Below are 15,093 nucleotides of genomic sequence, written 5' to 3'. Positions count from 1 at the left end.
GCCGAACCGATGCTACACCGGCAAAGATCGCAGCCTTGAACGGGACACGTCCTTTATGAACCGAGAACAAACAAACCGCATTCGCTACGTGTTGGAAGAAATCCTGCCGCCCGCGCTGCGTAATACGAAACTCTATCTTTTCCTGGCCAAGCATGTCTGGGGCGACCACGTCGTTCGGTTGGCCGAATTTCGGCAAAACGCACCCTTTCTGACGCCCAAGGAATACGAAACGCTCTATCGCGACCACCCGCGGGTCCATGACGAAACGGATAACTCGCAAGGCTGCATCGACAAGATCACCGCAGATATCGTGGGCGATACCGTTTGCGATGTCGGCTGCGGCACGGGTGCGCTGCTGATGCGGATTGCGGACAAACGCGATGATATCAAGGAAATGACCGGCGTCGATTTCGTGATCGAAGACGCCAAAAGCCTGGACCGCGTGAATTATGTCGCCGCCCACATCGAGGATTTACCGTTTAAAGACAACGCCTTTGACACGGCCATCTGCACCCACGTCATCGAACATATTCTGGAATACCGCGTCGCCCTGGCTGAATTGCGCAGTGTTGCGAAAAAGCGGTTGATCATCGTCGTCCCGCGCGAACGCGAGGCGCTTTATACCTTTAATCCGCATTTCAATTTCTTCTCCTACAAGCATTCACTGCTGCGCGCGCTGCATCCGATTCCGGAAAATACGAATGCATCGATATCGGGCGCGATATCTACTATCGGTAAGACTATTGATTGGGCTATTGCGTCGCAATCAGCTTACTGTGGTGGCGGTGCGGGTTCTTCTGTGTTGACGATCTTATCCATCTCGTTGAAAGCCGCTGTAAACCCGCTCAGAGACAGGTTCAGAACAACTTCCTGATCCGGTGCTACAGCTGGAACGATACGCACACGTGCTGCATTGCCCGCTTTCAGACTGTTGATGTAGTCTTCGTCAATGCCAAACTGCGCTAGACAACCAATCTGTGCACATTGCTTGAACTGATAGCGCCGCGCCGCAGCGCCATCAATCGATATGGTCACCCCTTCGGTCAACAATGTCTCTAGCGGGGCCATAAAATTGATAACAGCGCGCGCGCGTTGGCCTTCTTCGAGGGGCAACATATTGACCTCGGCGACAGAATTGCCGGAGTCATCTTCCAAGGTCTGATGCAACTCGCAAGCTTCGCGGTCCTGCGGCAGGCGGACGCAGCGTATCACCCAGTCGTTAAACTCGGCCTTGATAAAGGTTGACCCGACCTGATCACCTGGCGTGACCTCTTCGCCCATTTGCAGCCCATCCACCGGCTGCTCGGCAGGGGCCTCGGGCGCCACCTCATTCGTCGTCTCTTGTCCAAAGGCCGGCAGCGCCAGAACGCAGGCCACACCAACAGCTTTCAGAACATTCAGCTTGATCATCGTTTTCTTGCCTCTTTCTTTGTTCACGCTGTTAGCACGACCCTTTTGCAGAGTCAGGCCCAATCACCGTACCAAACGGCGTAAAATTGCCGTGAGACAAAAATAGAAAAAGGGCCCCCAAGGAACCCTTTTTCTGATCAAGTTCTCTCCCTGTCGGACAGGCCGACTTAGTATTATGTCAATGCTAGGCACTTTCGTCGCATAGGTCAATATAGTTTTAACGATGTTTTGCGGCAGAAGCGCTGTCCTAACGGTGATTTGATCAAGACTGGCGCTTTTTGCTGCAAAGCTGTAATTCTTCAAATCTGTAAAACGACGTTTATGGGGGATCGGTATGGGTGACGTTATTTTCGTGGGCGGTGGTGGCGAAAACTACGCGGACCACCAGACGCTGAAACTGGGCTACGCAAACCGGCACGGTCTGATCGCGGGGGCCACGGGAACCGGTAAAACCGTCACCCTGCAAATCCTGGCCGAGGGCTTTTCGAACGCAGGCGTCCCCGTCTTTATGGCCGACATCAAGGGCGATCTGTCGGGGCTGGCCAAGCCCGGCAGCGCGGATTTCAAACTGCACGATGCTTTCATGTCGCGGGCCGAAAAGATCGGGTTTGGCGACTATACCTATCAGGTTTTCCCCGTCACCTTCTGGGACCTTTTCGGCAAATCCGGCCACCCCGTTCGAACCACAGTGGCCGAGATGGGCCCGCTGCTGATTTCCCGCCTTCTGGAACTGTCCGAAGCGCAGGAAGGTGTGCTGAATATCGCCTTCCGCGTTGCCGATGAAGAAGGCATGCCTTTGTTAGATCTCAAAGACTTACAGGCCCTTCTTGTCTGGATCGGCGAAAACGGCAGCGATCTGGGGCTGCGCTATGGCAATGTCTCCAAAGCCTCGATCGGGGCCATCCAGCGGCGACTTCTGGTGCTGGAAAATCAGGGGGGTGCCAAGCTCTTTGGGGAACCCGCGCTGGATCTGTCCGACATCATGATGACCGACGATCAGGGCAGGGGGCGCATCAACATTCTGGCCTCTGACGAACTGATGTCCTCACCCCGTCTATACGCCACCTTCCTGCTGTGGCTGCTGTCAGAACTTTTCGAAGATCTGCCCGAGGTCGGCGACCCCGACAAACCCAAACTGGTCTTCTTCTTTGACGAAGCGCATCTGCTGTTTGACGACGCGCCCAAAGCTCTGGTCGACAAGGTCGAACAGGTCGCCCGACTGATCCGGTCCAAGGGCGTCGGCGTCTATTTCATCACCCAGAACCCCGCTGATATTCCCGAAGATATCCTGGGCCAGCTTGGCAACCGCGTCCAACATGCCCTGCGCGCTTTTACCGCAAAAGACAAAAAGCAATTGCGCGCTGCGGCCGAAACGTATCGTGAAAATCCGCGCTTCGACACCGAAAAAACGATCCGAGAGGTCGGCGTCGGCGAAGCTGTGACCTCAATGCTGGAAAAGAAGGGCGTGCCCGGTGTCGTCGAACGCACCCTGATCCGCCCGCCCTCGTCGCAACTGGGCCCGATCACTGATCTTGAACGCAAGGGCGTCATCGCCATGTCCCCCATCGCAGGCAAATATGAGGCCTTGCAGGACCGCACGTCGGCCTTCGAGATGCTGAAAAAACGCGCCGAAACGGCGGCCAAAGCCGCAGAACAGGCCGAGGCACAGGAAGAAGAACTGGCCATGGCCGAACGCGAATACCGCTCGGCCCGCCGCTATTCCGGCGCCCGCGTCAGCCGCTCGACCTCACGCCGAACCCGCAAAACCGAAAGCTTTGGCGAGGCGATGACGGGTATGGTCATCAAAGAGCTCAAAGGCACCACCGGCCGCCGCATCGTCCGCGGCATCCTGGGCGGCCTGTTCAAGGGGCGCTAAACCTACGGCCCGCGCAGTCCCGGACCCGATCCGGGACCTCTCGCCTCCCCGGGTCAGCTGTCCCCCAAAAACGACGTACACAGACGCTTTGGTAAGTAAATATCGTCCATTTTGCGGGACACTTTGCGATCATTCACATTGCCCGCGGTGATGACGGGTTCAAGGCCAGTCACCTTGAAGCATTATTTTTTTCACCGTCCCACTGTCGTCCACAAAGATAAGAAATGACCAAGCCAGTTCAGCCTGTGTCTGGTCTTGGCAGGGTGGAATTTCGTATATTAACTCTGATGGTAAGTCGCTCCGAATTTCAGGTACCTGGCCCAGAACATTGATAAGTTCGGCCCTCGTTAGCCCAACACGTAAACCTGAAGGGCTCTGCCACGCTGGGTCGGTTATAGTTAATTCAGCGACCTGATTTTGGAATAAATAAACAATCAATCCCTGATAGACGATGCTGTTAAATGGTAGGTCGCTGCCAGGTGGGATGGGTCGCCGCTCTTGTGGTTCTCCTAGTCGGTCAAGGACTATGGACTCTGGTGCGCCCTGAGTCACCCCATTCACGCTAAATTCCTCGTCCAGAATACAAGCATCGCCGTTTGAATCGGTGTTCGCCATTAAGGCAACACCCGATGAAACCGCCTCTGCGTCGCGCTGTACCGGCGAAGTGGCGCAACCAATCAAAACACCGAATGCTAAACCACACAGAAGCATTCGCACTATTCCAAAGGGTGAGCGTATGAATGCATTCATAGTATTTGTGCCTCTAAACCAATCAGACATACGATTAACTAATCGGCCCAAAACGTGCAACATGGTCTCCTTCAGGGTCCTCACCGTTCCCCAAAAAGCATGACAGACACTTGGTGATACTGCAGCATCGTACACTCCGGACTCTCAACCGACGTCCCAGATTTTGCTACCAAAACCTTAACGCTGCAAACCTTGCAAAGTTTTCGATTCGATTTTTGTAAAGTTGCGAAGTTTGGCACCGTGCCGTGCGATTTATGATGCGTTAATGGCCTCGGAAATGGTTAATTCCGCCATTTTATTAAAGATGTCTGATAGGAAAGGGCGCATTGACGGCCTGTTTTGTACGCCCGGGAATCGTATAAACCTGCGTACGAAACGTACGTTTTGTCACAAACGCATATGTCGAAGATCTCGAAAATACCAAAAATGTGCAGTCTGCACATTTATTTTGGCCCAAAACCGATACGCACGGCGCGTTTACTTTCATGACGTTGCGTCGGATTTGGCGACGGGTCAAAAGAACGCTGAAACCCCGCCGCCAAGACCAATGTCAGAACCGAAATTACAAATTATTTTCAACAGCTTAAAGCGGCCTGATCCGCAACTGTGTCAACCGATTGGCATCGCGGGCCATGACCTCGAACCGGAACCCGTGAAAGCTGAACACTTGCCCCACCGTCGGGATCGTCTGCGCCTCGTGAATGACCAGCCCGGCCACTGTGTTCGCCTCTTCATCGGGCAGGTTCCAGTCGGTTGCGCGGTTCAGGTCGCGGATCGTCATTGACCCGTCGATGATGTAATGCCCGTCCGAGGATTTCAGCAGCGGTTCTTCGGCGTCTGGGTCGAATTCGTCGGTAATCTCACCCACGATTTCTTCCAGAATATCTTCCAGCGTGATCAGCCCCTGTAGCGATCCGTATTCGTCCACCACCAGCGCAAAATGGGTGCTGCGGCGCAGGAATTCGCGCATCTGATCGTCCAGCGTTGTGGTTTCGGGTACGAAATAGGGTTTCATTGCCACATCCGTAACCTTGAATGATTTCAAGGCGTTGGGCGAGGCTTCGGGCCCCCGCATCAGCTTATCGATCGCGCGCAGCAGGTCCTTGGCATGGATGACACCCACGATATTTTCCGGCTCGTCCCGAAAGATCGGCAGCCGTGTGTGATTGCTTTCCAGACATTGCGACAGGATCTTTTCGGGCTCATCATCGGCATTGATCATCTCGATCCCCGACCTGTGCAACATGATCTCTTCTACTGTCCGGTCGCTTAGGTCCAGCGCCCCCAGAATGCGGTCGCGGTCCTCTTTTTCGACCACACCTTCGGAGTGGCCCAGTTGAAGCGCACCGGCGATTTCTTCCCGCACTGCCAGGATATGACTGTCCGGGTCGGTTTTGACACCGAACACCGCCAGAATGGCGCGCACCAGCATTCGCACAGCCCCCACGATGGGGGCAAACAGCATAATCACGACCGAAATCGCGCCCGCCACACTTGAAGCCGCTTTTTCCGCATTGGTGATGGCGTAGGTCTTGGGCAAAACCTCGGCAAAGATCAACACCAACAGGGTCATCACCAGCGTGGCGACGGCAACGCCGCCTTCGCCCAGAACACGGGTGAACAGTGCGGTTGCCAGCGAGGCCGCCAGAATATTGACCAGGTTGTTGCCCAACAGGACCGAACCGATCAGCCGTTCGTTATCTTCTGTGATGGTCAGCGCGCGTTCGGCCCCTTTTGACCCTTTGTCGGCTTGTGTCCGCAGCTTGCCGCGTGACGCAGCGGTCAGTGCGGTTTCCGAGCCCGAGAAAAAGCCTGACATGATCAGCAATACAACAATCGATCCGGATGTGATCCAGAAAGAAGCGTCGAAGATAGAGGGGTCCATTCCGTGTCACCTTGCAAGTTATGCGCTGGTTATGGGCTTTGAAGCACTGGCAATCAAGCGCTGTCGCTGTCCTGGGCCAAGGGATGATGCGTCAGAACCAGATCTTTCAACCGTTCTTCCAGAACATGGGTATAGATTTCGGTCGTGCCGACATCGGCGTGACCCAGAAGTGCCTGGATCGACCGCAGATCGGCACCGTTGGCCAAAAGATGAGTGGCAAAGGCGTGCCGCAATGTATGGGGGGTAACAAGGTTGGGCGAAACACCGGCAGCCACCGCTAAGTCTTTGATCAATAGATAAAATCGGGTCCGCGTAAGATAGCCCGTCTTGCCGCCCGATGGAAACAGAAAGCGTGACACGGGGCGGCCGTTTTCCCGCGCCTTGTCCTGTTGCTGATCCCACAGCTTGATCCAATCAGCCAGGGCCTGACGTGCGGTTCCGGTCAGCGGCACCATACGCTCTTTGTCGCCCTTGCCGCGGATCAGCAGCATTTTCGGATTGCCCCGCACGGCCGCAATGGGCAATGACACCAATTCGGTGACACGCATGCCCGTCGCATAAAGCACCTCAAGCAGACAGGTGTTACGCACCCGGTCCGCCTCCGACCGGCCAAAGCTGCGCACGGTCTGCAAAAGCCGGTCGACATCCGCCTCGCTCAGTGTCTTGGGCAGTCGTTTGTTGCGCCCTGGCCCCTTGATCTGAATGGCTGGATTTTCACTGCGCCAGCCTTCTTCAAATGCAAAGCGATAAAGCTGTTTGATCGCGGACAACCGTCTGGCCCGTGTCGATTGCGATAACCCCTGCGCGTCACAGTCGATCAGATAGTCTTCCACATCGGACCGGCTAGCTATTTTAAACTGCGAATGCTGGCGTTCAAGCCAATTTGCGAAGTCCTTCAAATCACGGGCATAAGCCAGCTGAGTGTTGTGCGCGATGTCCAATTCGGCCGCTTGCGCCTCGATAAATGCTGAAATCCAGTTCAGGTCGCTCATCAGCCGCGCTCAAGCAGCATCAATTGCAATGACGCCTGCCGCGCCGCGTCTTCCAGCCCGACGGCCCGCAGAATTTGCAAACCTTGGGTGACCTGCGCCATATCACCACCGGCACCCTTATCCAGCAAGGCGATGCCGCGCAGGATGGCTTCGCCAATTCGACCGTTTTGCAACATATCGCGAAACTTTTCGGGGGGCATATTATCGGTAAAGGCGTCTTTGATCGCAGCCGCAGTGTTTGTCGGTGCCGTGATACCGTCAAGATTACCGCGGGCCAGTGCAGCCAAAAAACGGTCCTCCGGGCTTTGCGTGGACAAGCGATTGCCCGCAGTTTCATACATGGGTGAGATCAGCGCAATTCGCAGTGCAAGGGCTTCGGTTTCGGGCAGAAGACGCACATTCATAAGCCGACTTGCAAACAGTCTGGCAAAAGGCACTTCAAGGTCCGCGCTCTGCATTTCACGCCAAATCTGCGGCAGGGCTGTCGCTATGGCGCTGCGGTCGCGATTTTCAAGCGCGCGGTCAAGGGCCTGTATCCCCTGGACCCGTTCCCATACACCGCCCGAAGCCGACGCGCGCCGTGCGCTGTATAGGCCTAAAAGCTGATTTTCCGAAATCGCACCTGCCTTGGCCAGGCGTTCAGCCGCCTCTAGCTGTGCTTTCCATCCGGCGTTCGCGCGCAGGTCAGACGCCGCGAAAGCGCGGGGCAAACGCACCGTAGGCAGCGGCTCACCGATGGCTTCCCGAATGCGGAACTCTAAGGGTGTGATGCGTGATTGCGGGGCAAGCGACAGGACATCGTCAACGGCTTCCGGTTCAAGAAACTGGATCAGCAGCTCGGCCTCGGACGGATTGATCTGTTCCAGTGCAATGCCTGTTTCCAGTGTCAGGGCTGCTGCCGACCAATCGCCGTTGCGCGCCAGGCAAAATATCCGCGTAGGAAAGCTGGGCGTCAGACCCGGTTGGTCGCGCAGGGTTTCGCAGGCTATATCTTCGGTTCCGGTCAGCAGCGCCAGATCGAACCAGCGGCGAAACAGATCGGGGTTTTCAACACCCGCCCGTTCCAGCAGGGCCTGGGCCGGTTCAATCGCACCGATGTCCAGCAGCGCATCAACGCGCGCCAACAAAAGCTGTGGTTCCGGACCTGATCCGATTGGCGGGTTGACCTCGGCCAACAGAACCATTTGCATCAGATCCTGCAAAGCAGGCAGGCGCGGGGTAGGGGTCAGAACGATCAGTTGCGACAAGGTCTGCGCATCGCTGTCGCCCCAAAGATCCGCGGGCAAGCCCGTCACCGTGCCGGGCAGCAGCCCGACCCCATCCGGTGTCGGCAGGTTCAGAGGCATGACCGTGATGTTTTCGATGGTGGCGCTATCGGTCACCGGCGGTTCGATGGTCGCACTGGTCAGTTCAGGCGGTGGCGCGGCCAAACTGTCAGACAGCCAGTCAATGGCCGACAACGGTGCCTCGGCCAGAGCCGTCGTCGTCATCAGGGCAGTTGCGCATAGGGCTCTAATCAACATCCAGCGTTACCGGTTTTGTCACCTCGACCTGTTCGGGGCTGAAATCTGCGCCCAGAAAAGGTCCAAGATAAGCATACGCGACCAATGCCAGAAAACCCAGCACCACAAGGTATCCAATATATTTGAAAATGCGCCCTATCATTATGGCTCTTGTCCTTGTCCCCGCTTGCCTGCCTGATATCGGCCTCTGATGGACCGATTTCCCCTATTTTATATATGGCCTTTTCGGCAACTTCACGCCATTGAAGATATGATGCAAGACATAAGCGGCCCTGTGCCGATATTTCACGAGGTCATTGTGATTAACCAGTTGAAAAAAACCGTCGTTCTGGTCGGGATGATGGGGGCCGGTAAAACGGCGGTTGGCCGGGCGTTGGCCGCGCGTTTGAATGTGCCATTCCGCGACAGCGATGCCGAGATGGTCGCGGCGTCGAACATGACCATCCCTGAAATCTTTGAACGTGACGGCGAAAGCTTCTTTCGTCAGAAGGAAACGCAAGTGATTGATCGCCTGCTGAATGACACCCCCGGCATTCTGTCGACGGGTGGGGGGGCGTTTCTAAGCGAAAGCAATCGTGCACTGATGTCGCGTCATGGCATTTCAGTTTGGTTGCGGGCTGATCTGGATTTGCTGTGGGAACGGGTGCGCCACAAGGACACCCGCCCGCTGTTGCGCACGGCGGACCCGTATAAGACGCTTTCCGATCTTTTCCATCAGCGCCAGCCGATCTATCAGTTGGCCGAATTGCATGTTCAGGCGCGCCCCGAGTTCGAGATCGAGGATATGGCCAAAGCCGTCGAACAGGTTTTGTTGACCCGAAAAGATGTATTGGAAACAGTGCAATGATGGATAAGGTGAATGTGGATCTGGGCGATCGGTCCTACGATATTCTGATCCAGTCAGGATTGCTGAAGGCAGCGGGTCAGGTGATCAAGCCCTTTCTGACGCGCCCGCGTGTGGTCGTGATCACTGATGAAACAGTCGCGGCCTTGCATCTTTATACCTTGGGAAATGCATTGGCCCAGGACGGCATCGAAATGACAGCTTTGGCCCTGCCGGCTGGTGAAGAAACAAAAGGCTGGCCGCAGTTTACACGCACCGTGGAATGGCTGTTGGACCAGAAAGTTGAACGGCAGGATATCGTTGTGGCGCTGGGCGGTGGCGTCATCGGCGATCTGGTAGGTTTTGCTGCAGCTGTTCTGCGCCGTGGTGTGCGTTTTGTTCAGATCCCGACGACCCTTCTGGCGCAGGTCGACAGCTCGGTCGGGGGAAAAACCGGCATCAACGCACCGCAGGGCAAGAACCTGATCGGCGCGTTTCATCAGCCGTCACTGGTGTTGATCGACATCGATATCCTGCAGACCCTGCCAAGGCGCGCCTTTCTGGCGGGATATGGCGAGGTCGTGAAATACGGGCTGTTGGGGGACGCTGATTTCTTCGAATGGCTTGAACAGAACGGCCCCGATATGGCGCTTGGCGACACTGCGGCCCGAGGTGCGGCTATAAAGCGGTGCTGCCAGATGAAAGCTGACATCGTCGCCCGTGATGAAACCGAACAGGGTGACCGTGCCCTATTGAACCTGGGCCATACCTTTTGCCACGCGCTTGAGGCCGCAACCGGATATTCAGACCGGCTTCTGCATGGCGAGGGTGTCGCGATCGGCTGCGCCCTGGCAACAGACCTGTCGGCCCGTCTGGGTCTTTGCAGTCAGGAAAGCCCAGGCCGTTTGCGGGCGCATCTGCGGGCCATGGGTATGAAGGTCGATCTAAGCGATATCCCAGGTGATCTGCCCACATCTGACAAATTGGTTGAGCTGATGGGGCAGGACAAAAAGGTAGTCGCAGGCCAGTTGCGCTTTGTCTTGCTGCGCGAAATCGGTGATGCCTTTGTGACCGCAGACGTCGATCCAGCACTTGTCAAAGCCGTGCTGGATGACGCGCGTTAGCTTCCGTGTATTAGAACGGAATTTCGTCGTCCAGATCAGTGTTTGCAGGGGCCGGGCTGCCGTAGCTATCCTGCGGGCCGCCACCATAGCCGCCACCGGACTGCTGGTTGCTGACATAGCCACCGCCGCCACCGCCATCGCGACCATCCAGCATCGTTAGCTCGGACTTATAGGGGCGCAGCACGACCTCGGTTGAATAGCGATCCTGACCATTCTGATCTTGCCATTTGCGGGTTTCCAACTGGCCTTCGATATAAACCTTGGACCCCTTTTTCAGATACTGCTCGGCCACCCGCGCCAAGGGTTCTGAAAAGATTGCCACCCGATGCCATTCAGTCCGTTCGCGTCGTTCGCCGGTGTTGCGATCTTTCCATGTTTCCGAGGTCGCCACGCTAAGATTGCACACCTTGCCACCATTCTGAAATGTCCGCACTTCGGGGTCCTGACCCAGATTGCCTATCAGAATGACCTTGTTAACCGAACCTGCCATGACATCCTCCTGCCGAATCTTTATGCTGTGCGACAGTACATCATTTGCCGACAGGAATTAAAATAAGCTTCATGTCTGGCCTTGCCGTCATAAATGCATATATTGCAGCCGATCCACCAAAGAGGAATACCCATGCGTTCCTTTATATTTCTTTTGTTTGGTTTTTGTTTATTCGTCTCCGGCCCTCTTTTCGCCAATGATGGCGTTTTGTCATCAAAATCGCGGGCTGGCCTGTTCAAATCGCAAACCGATGTGTTGGACCGCCGGGCCGCCACACAGTATGCGAATTCGGTCCGGCTGCAGCCTGACCGGGTTGCGATACCGACCGGAACGGCCTTGCGCTACACGGGCAAATATCGCGGCCCGTATCTGGACATGGCACGTTCCGCCGCCCGCCGCCATGGCGTGCCCGAGGATCTGTTTTTGCGACTGGTTCAGCAGGAAAGCGCCTGGAAATCCAACGCACTTTCGCACAAAGGGGCGATTGGCCTGGCACAACTGATGCCTCAGACAGCCCGGATGCTGCGGGTTGATCCCCATGATCCCAAGGAAAATCTGGACGGTGGCGCGCGCTATCTGCGGATGCAATACGACGAATTCGGGTCGTGGCGTATGGCCCTGGCGGCCTATAACGCTGGTCCCGGAGCCGTCAAGAAACATGGCGGCATCCCCCCGTTTCGCGAGACACAAAATTACGTAAAAGTGATTTATGGGGGGTGAGAGTTAGCGGACAATCATCAGAATAGCCGCGCCCCACACCAACAGCCCTACGATCACTGCAGGCAAGGCCCACCAGCCGCTTGGAAAGCGTTTTTGTTTTGGGGTCTTGTCCAAATCATCGGTCATCTGGCTGTCATACTCCGTGCCCCTAGCGTGCCCGAAGTCAGCCGTCAGAAAAAGCGCCTATTCGGCGGCCAGCTCGATGACCGGCTCCATCTCGCTTAGCTCTTTATCGCTTAGGTGACATTTCATCTGATGCCCATCCGCCAGCGCGCGCATGGGCGGCATTTCTGTTTCACACAAATTCCCATCGACGCGCGTTTTCCAGCGGCAGCGGGTCTGGAACGGGCAGCCGGGTGGCGGGTTCACGGCCGAGGGCACGTCGCCTTCCAGCACGATCCGCTTCTTGCTGATCTTCGTGTCGGCAATCGGCACCGCAGACAGCAGTGCCTCGGTATAGGGATGATAGGGCGGGCTGAAGACCTGTGCTGTTGTGCCCAGTTCCACGACATGGCCCAGATACATCACCATCACCCGATCAGACAAGTATCGCACGATACTAAGATCATGGGAAATAAAGAGAAGTGTCGTCTTATGTTCACGCTGGATTTCCATCAACAGGTCGGTCACAGCGGCCTGAACCGACACATCCAGCGCCGACACGGGTTCATCGGCAACAACAATTCGCGCGTCACCGGCAAAGGCGCGGGCTATCCCCACGCGCTGTTTCTGACCGCCTGACAACTGCCGTGGCATCCGGTTGGCAAAGGCGCGGGGCAGCTTGACCAGATCAAGCAATTGCAGCATGCGATCACGTCGTTCAGCTGTATTTTTACCAACGCCAAAAATCTCAAGCGCCCGGATGATCTGGCGACCCACTGTCATCGACGGGTTCAGCGTGTCGAACGGGTTCTGAAACACCATCTGAACATCGGCGATGGTCTTGGTGTCGCGCGATTCAATCGGGATATCCTGGATGGACTTATTGTCGATCAGAATCTGCCCTTCAGTCGCCGTCTCCAGCCCCATCAGCACCTTGGCAAAGGTCGACTTGCCGCAGCCAGATTCCCCCACGATTGCCAGCGTTTCGCCTTCACGCGCTTCAAAACTTAACGTTTCATTGGCTTTGACGACACGGGGTTGTCCGCCGCCGAACATGCCTTTCCCGCCAATTTCATAGTATTTTTTCAGCTGATCGACTTTGACGACCACATCGCCCATGTCGGATTTTTCTTTTTTGTCGCTAAGAATGGGGGGTTCATCCCAGTCGATTTCCTGAAACTTCAGGCAGCGTGTTGCGTGGCGGTCATCGCCCGGCACGGTGTGCATGGAAATGTCCTGTGCGTTGCAGCGGCCTTCCTCAAAATAATCGCAGCGCGGGCCGAAGTTACAGCCCGGCGGGCGTTCGTGGGGCAGGGGGAAGTTGCCCGGAATGGCGATCAGGGGCCGCGCGTTTTTGTCGGCACCGGGCAGGGGGATCGATCGGAACAGCGCCTGCGTATAGGGGTGCTGCATCTTGTCGAATACATCCGCGACGGACCCCGTTTCGACGGCCTCACCCGAATACATCACGCAAATGCGGTCGCAGGTTTCCAGGACCAGCCCAAGGTTGTGGCTGATAAACAGCATCGACGTGCCGTATTTCTTGCCCAATTCCTTGACCAGTTCCACGATCCCGGCCTCGACCGTCACATCCAGCGCCGTCGTCGGTTCGTCCAAAATCAGCAAGGATGGCTTTGACATCAACGCCATCGCAATCACGATGCGCTGCTGCTGACCGCCAGACAACTGATGCGGAAAGCTTTTCATAATGCGTTCAGGATCGGGTAAACCCACGTCGGCCACCACTTGCAAGGCCAGATCCCAGGCCTCTTTCTTTGACGCGCCTTCGTGGATCATTGGCACCTCGATCAGCTGTTTGCCGATCTTCATCGCGGGGTTCAGGCTGGCCATGGGTTCCTGATAGATCATCGCAATTTCGGACCCGCGCAGGTCGCGCAGCTCTTCATCGCTCATCTCGGTCAGTTCACGGCCCTTGAACTTGATCGATCCGCCAACGACCTTGCCGTTGACGCCAAGGTCCTGCATCACGCCAAGGGCAACGGTGGATTTACCGCAGCCGGATTCGCCGACCAGTCCCATCGCCTCGCCCGGTTGCACGACGCAGGAAAAATCCATGACGGCCGGAATTTCCCGAAGACGGGTGAAGAATGAAATGGACAGGCTGTCAATCTCAAGGATCGGGCCGTCATAGTCCCATTTTGCCATCAGATTATCCTTTCACTCTTGTATCCGCGCCGCATCAGTCTTTCAGACTTTCTTCGCGCAATCCGTCCGCCAGCATGTTCAGTCCCAAAACCAGTGTCAGCAGTGCCAGGGCAGGCACGACGGCTGGGTGCGCCGCACGACGAAGTAGATCGCTACCCGCACTTATGGTGGCACCCCAATTTGAGCTCTCGGGCGACAGGCCCAAGCCGAAAAAGCCCAATGTTCCAAGAAGGATCGTTGTGTAACCGATGCGCAGGCAGAAATCGACGATCAGTGGGCCGCGGACATTGGGCAGGATTTCCCACAACATAATGTACCAATTGCCCTCTCCTCGTGTTTGAGCCGCCGCCACATAGTCGCGTGTTTTGATGTCGAATGTTAGACCACGTACAATACGAAACACCGTCGGCGAGTTAACGAAGACAACTGCAACAAATACGATCAGAATATTGGCCGGAAATACAATCACACCCAGAGGATCGGCATTCCAAGCTGTTCCCAGATATATCCAACCGCCAAACAAAACCGTAACAGCAAGCAGAATATTTCGCTTTGTTGGTTGAGTGTAGAAACGGGAATTCAGCAATATGATCAGAAAGATGATTGGGAACAGAAAAAGTATTCCAGCCATGACACGCGGTAAAGCTGAGTCTGTTATTTCGGGTGTGACCAGTAAGTAGAACAGCAGGATGACAGGAAATGACAATACAAGGTTGGCCAGAAATGTCAGCACTGTATCCAGCCGTCCGCCATAGTAGCCTGCTGGCAGTCCAAGGATAATACCCGCCATGAATGCAAACAATGTTGCGCAGGGTGCAATTAGAATGACCGTCCAGGCGCCGTCTACCATCCTTGAAAATACGTCGCGCCCCTGATGATCTCCGCCCAGAAGATAGTAGGGGTACTCGCCGCTATTAGCTGTGAAAGGCGTCCCGGGCAGAGCGTTCTGCAGTCTTCGTGCCTCAATCTGATCTCCCGGTATGCTCAACGGATCATGCGTCATGATCAGATCAAAAGCGCCAAACAGTCCGGTGAAAACCCAGAACATAACAAGCGTGAAGCCGATTATGCCAATCCAGCTATCATAAAGCTTGCCGTAGAGGCCAAGTTTGCGTTTGAAAAGAAATGAAATCGCAAGCAGTGCGGCAAGGGTTATCAAGACAGGCGTAAGCTGCGCGAGCAGACGTGTGATGATTTCAATCCAGCCAATCGGTTCCATCTGCCGGTCCTCT

Annotated in this window: 15 protein-coding genes; 5 read left to right on the top strand and 10 right to left on the bottom strand. The window is 55.7% G+C overall.

The genetic code is table 11. From position 1 onward, the window contains the following. Positions 1–55 precede the first annotated feature (55 nt). Positions 56–874, top strand: a complete 819-nt coding sequence (locus H7848_RS04565) for a class I SAM-dependent methyltransferase (protein ID WP_208348431.1) — start codon at positions 56–58, stop codon at positions 872–874. Here the strand turns inward: H7848_RS04565 and H7848_RS04560 are convergent. Next, positions 772–1,410 (bottom strand): invasion associated locus B family protein, encoded by a 639-nt coding sequence (locus H7848_RS04560; protein ID WP_208348429.1) that lies wholly within the window; start codon positions 1,408–1,410, stop codon positions 772–774. The two genes, H7848_RS04565 and H7848_RS04560, sit on opposite strands and share 103 nt — an antisense overlap. Before the next feature lie 334 nt (positions 1,411–1,744). Here H7848_RS04560 and H7848_RS04555 point away from each other — a divergent pair, with 334 nt between their 5' ends. Beyond that, positions 1,745–3,286: a helicase HerA-like domain-containing protein gene (locus tag H7848_RS04555; RefSeq protein WP_208348427.1), complete on the top strand. Its 1,542-nt coding sequence runs from the start codon at positions 1,745–1,747 to the stop codon at positions 3,284–3,286. Between the two features lie 159 nt (positions 3,287–3,445). On the opposite strand, the gene H7848_RS04550 is transcribed toward H7848_RS04555, so the two are convergent. From H7848_RS04550 to H7848_RS04530, 5 genes are all read right to left on the bottom strand, one after another. After that, the gene (locus tag H7848_RS04550; RefSeq protein ID WP_208348425.1) at positions 3,446–4,066 is read right to left on the bottom strand and encodes a hypothetical protein; all 621 of its coding nucleotides are present in this window, start codon (positions 4,064–4,066) and stop codon (positions 3,446–3,448) included. Positions 4,067–4,619: 553 nt separating this feature from the next. Further along, the gene (locus H7848_RS04545; RefSeq protein WP_208348423.1) at positions 4,620–5,921 is read right to left on the bottom strand and encodes an HlyC/CorC family transporter; all 1,302 of its coding nucleotides are present in this window, start codon (positions 5,919–5,921) and stop codon (positions 4,620–4,622) included. A gap of 53 nt (positions 5,922–5,974) precedes the next feature. Continuing rightward, complete coding sequence (locus H7848_RS04540; RefSeq protein ID WP_208348419.1) at positions 5,975–6,913, bottom strand: site-specific tyrosine recombinase XerD; 939 nt, start codon at positions 6,911–6,913, stop codon at positions 5,975–5,977. Continuing rightward, positions 6,913–8,403: a hypothetical protein gene (locus tag H7848_RS04535; protein ID WP_237072583.1), complete on the bottom strand. Its 1,491-nt coding sequence runs from the start codon at positions 8,401–8,403 to the stop codon at positions 6,913–6,915. The genes H7848_RS04540 and H7848_RS04535 overlap by 1 nt, the downstream gene beginning before the upstream one ends. 22 nt (positions 8,404–8,425) lie before the next feature. Beyond that, positions 8,426–8,578 (bottom strand): hypothetical protein, encoded by a 153-nt coding sequence (locus H7848_RS04530; RefSeq protein ID WP_208348646.1) that lies wholly within the window; start codon positions 8,576–8,578, stop codon positions 8,426–8,428. A gap of 111 nt (positions 8,579–8,689) precedes the next feature. Between H7848_RS04530 and H7848_RS04525 the strand changes: the two genes are divergently transcribed. Both H7848_RS04525 and aroB read left to right on the top strand, forming a co-directional pair. Beyond that, on the top strand, positions 8,690–9,283 hold the full coding sequence (locus H7848_RS04525; protein ID WP_208348415.1) for a shikimate kinase: 594 nt from the start codon (positions 8,690–8,692) through the stop codon (positions 9,281–9,283). Continuing rightward, positions 9,280–10,383 carry a 3-dehydroquinate synthase gene (gene aroB / locus H7848_RS04520; protein WP_208348413.1) on the top strand — a complete coding sequence of 368 codons (1,104 nt, stop codon included), beginning with the start codon at positions 9,280–9,282 and terminating at the stop codon, positions 10,381–10,383. Before H7848_RS04525 ends, aroB begins: the two co-directional genes overlap by 4 nt. Before the next feature lie 10 nt (positions 10,384–10,393). Here the strand turns inward: aroB and ssb are convergent, their stop codons facing one another. Then, positions 10,394–10,873 (bottom strand): single-stranded DNA-binding protein, encoded by a 480-nt coding sequence (gene ssb / locus H7848_RS04515; RefSeq protein ID WP_208348412.1) that lies wholly within the window; start codon positions 10,871–10,873, stop codon positions 10,394–10,396. A 132-nt stretch (positions 10,874–11,005) separates the two neighbouring features. Here ssb and H7848_RS04510 point away from each other — a divergent pair, with 132 nt between their 5' ends. Continuing rightward, entirely contained in the window at positions 11,006–11,593 is a 588-nt protein-coding gene (locus H7848_RS04510; RefSeq protein WP_208348409.1) for a lytic transglycosylase domain-containing protein, read from the top strand. A 3-nt stretch (positions 11,594–11,596) separates the two neighbouring features. Here H7848_RS04510 and H7848_RS20135 read toward each other — a convergent pair whose 3' ends face one another. The 3 genes from H7848_RS20135 to H7848_RS04500 are packed head-to-tail and all read right to left on the bottom strand — an operon-like array spanning position 11,597 to position 15,080. Next, entirely contained in the window at positions 11,597–11,719 is a 123-nt protein-coding gene (locus H7848_RS20135; protein ID WP_272874376.1) for a hypothetical protein, read from the bottom strand. A 57-nt stretch (positions 11,720–11,776) separates the two neighbouring features. After that, positions 11,777–13,861, bottom strand: coding sequence for a dipeptide ABC transporter ATP-binding protein (locus H7848_RS04505; RefSeq protein WP_208348406.1), 2,085 nt, complete (start codon positions 13,859–13,861; stop codon positions 11,777–11,779). 34 nt (positions 13,862–13,895) lie between these two features. Continuing rightward, positions 13,896–15,080 carry an ABC transporter permease gene (locus H7848_RS04500; RefSeq protein ID WP_208348403.1) on the bottom strand — a complete coding sequence of 395 codons (1,185 nt, stop codon included), beginning with the start codon at positions 15,078–15,080 and terminating at the stop codon, positions 13,896–13,898. Between the last annotated feature and the right edge of the window lie 13 nt (positions 15,081–15,093).

This window comes from Pseudaestuariivita rosea (assembly GCF_017592335.1).
GTDB lineage: Bacteria > Pseudomonadota > Alphaproteobacteria > Rhodobacterales > Rhodobacteraceae > Parasulfitobacter > Parasulfitobacter rosea.
This window is presented reverse-complemented; position numbering and strand designations above follow the sequence as displayed.

What these genes read in the sequence shown, in the direction of transcription:
- H7848_RS04505 (WP_208348406.1), bottom strand. Translation starts at nt 13,861, where the DNA reads ATGGCAAAATGGGACTATGACGGCCCGATCCTTGAGATTGACAGCCTG.
- H7848_RS04540 (WP_208348419.1), bottom strand. Translation starts at nt 6,913, where the DNA reads ATGAGCGACCTGAACTGGATTTCAGCATTTATCGAGGCGCAAGCGGCC.
- ssb (WP_208348412.1), bottom strand. Translation starts at nt 10,873, where the DNA reads ATGGCAGGTTCGGTTAACAAGGTCATTCTGATAGGCAATCTGGGTCAG.
- H7848_RS04545 (WP_208348423.1), bottom strand. Translation starts at nt 5,921, where the DNA reads ATGGACCCCTCTATCTTCGACGCTTCTTTCTGGATCACATCCGGATCG.
- H7848_RS04560 (WP_208348429.1), bottom strand. Translation starts at nt 1,410, where the DNA reads ATGATCAAGCTGAATGTTCTGAAAGCTGTTGGTGTGGCCTGCGTTCTG.
- H7848_RS04565 (WP_208348431.1), top strand. Translation starts at nt 56, where the DNA reads ATGAACCGAGAACAAACAAACCGCATTCGCTACGTGTTGGAAGAAATC.
- H7848_RS04510 (WP_208348409.1), top strand. Translation starts at nt 11,006, where the DNA reads ATGCGTTCCTTTATATTTCTTTTGTTTGGTTTTTGTTTATTCGTCTCC.
- H7848_RS04525 (WP_208348415.1), top strand. Translation starts at nt 8,690, where the DNA reads ATGCAAGACATAAGCGGCCCTGTGCCGATATTTCACGAGGTCATTGTG.
- H7848_RS04550 (WP_208348425.1), bottom strand. Translation starts at nt 4,066, where the DNA reads ATGTCTGATTGGTTTAGAGGCACAAATACTATGAATGCATTCATACGC.
- H7848_RS04555 (WP_208348427.1), top strand. Translation starts at nt 1,745, where the DNA reads ATGGGTGACGTTATTTTCGTGGGCGGTGGTGGCGAAAACTACGCGGAC.
- H7848_RS04500 (WP_208348403.1), bottom strand. Translation starts at nt 15,080, where the DNA reads ATGGAACCGATTGGCTGGATTGAAATCATCACACGTCTGCTCGCGCAG.
- H7848_RS20135 (WP_272874376.1), bottom strand. Translation starts at nt 11,719, where the DNA reads ATGACCGATGATTTGGACAAGACCCCAAAACAAAAACGCTTTCCAAGC.
- H7848_RS04530 (WP_208348646.1), bottom strand. Translation starts at nt 8,578, where the DNA reads ATGATAGGGCGCATTTTCAAATATATTGGATACCTTGTGGTGCTGGGT.
- aroB (WP_208348413.1), top strand. Translation starts at nt 9,280, where the DNA reads ATGATGGATAAGGTGAATGTGGATCTGGGCGATCGGTCCTACGATATT.
- H7848_RS04535 (WP_237072583.1), bottom strand. Translation starts at nt 8,403, where the DNA reads ATGACGACGACGGCTCTGGCCGAGGCACCGTTGTCGGCCATTGACTGG.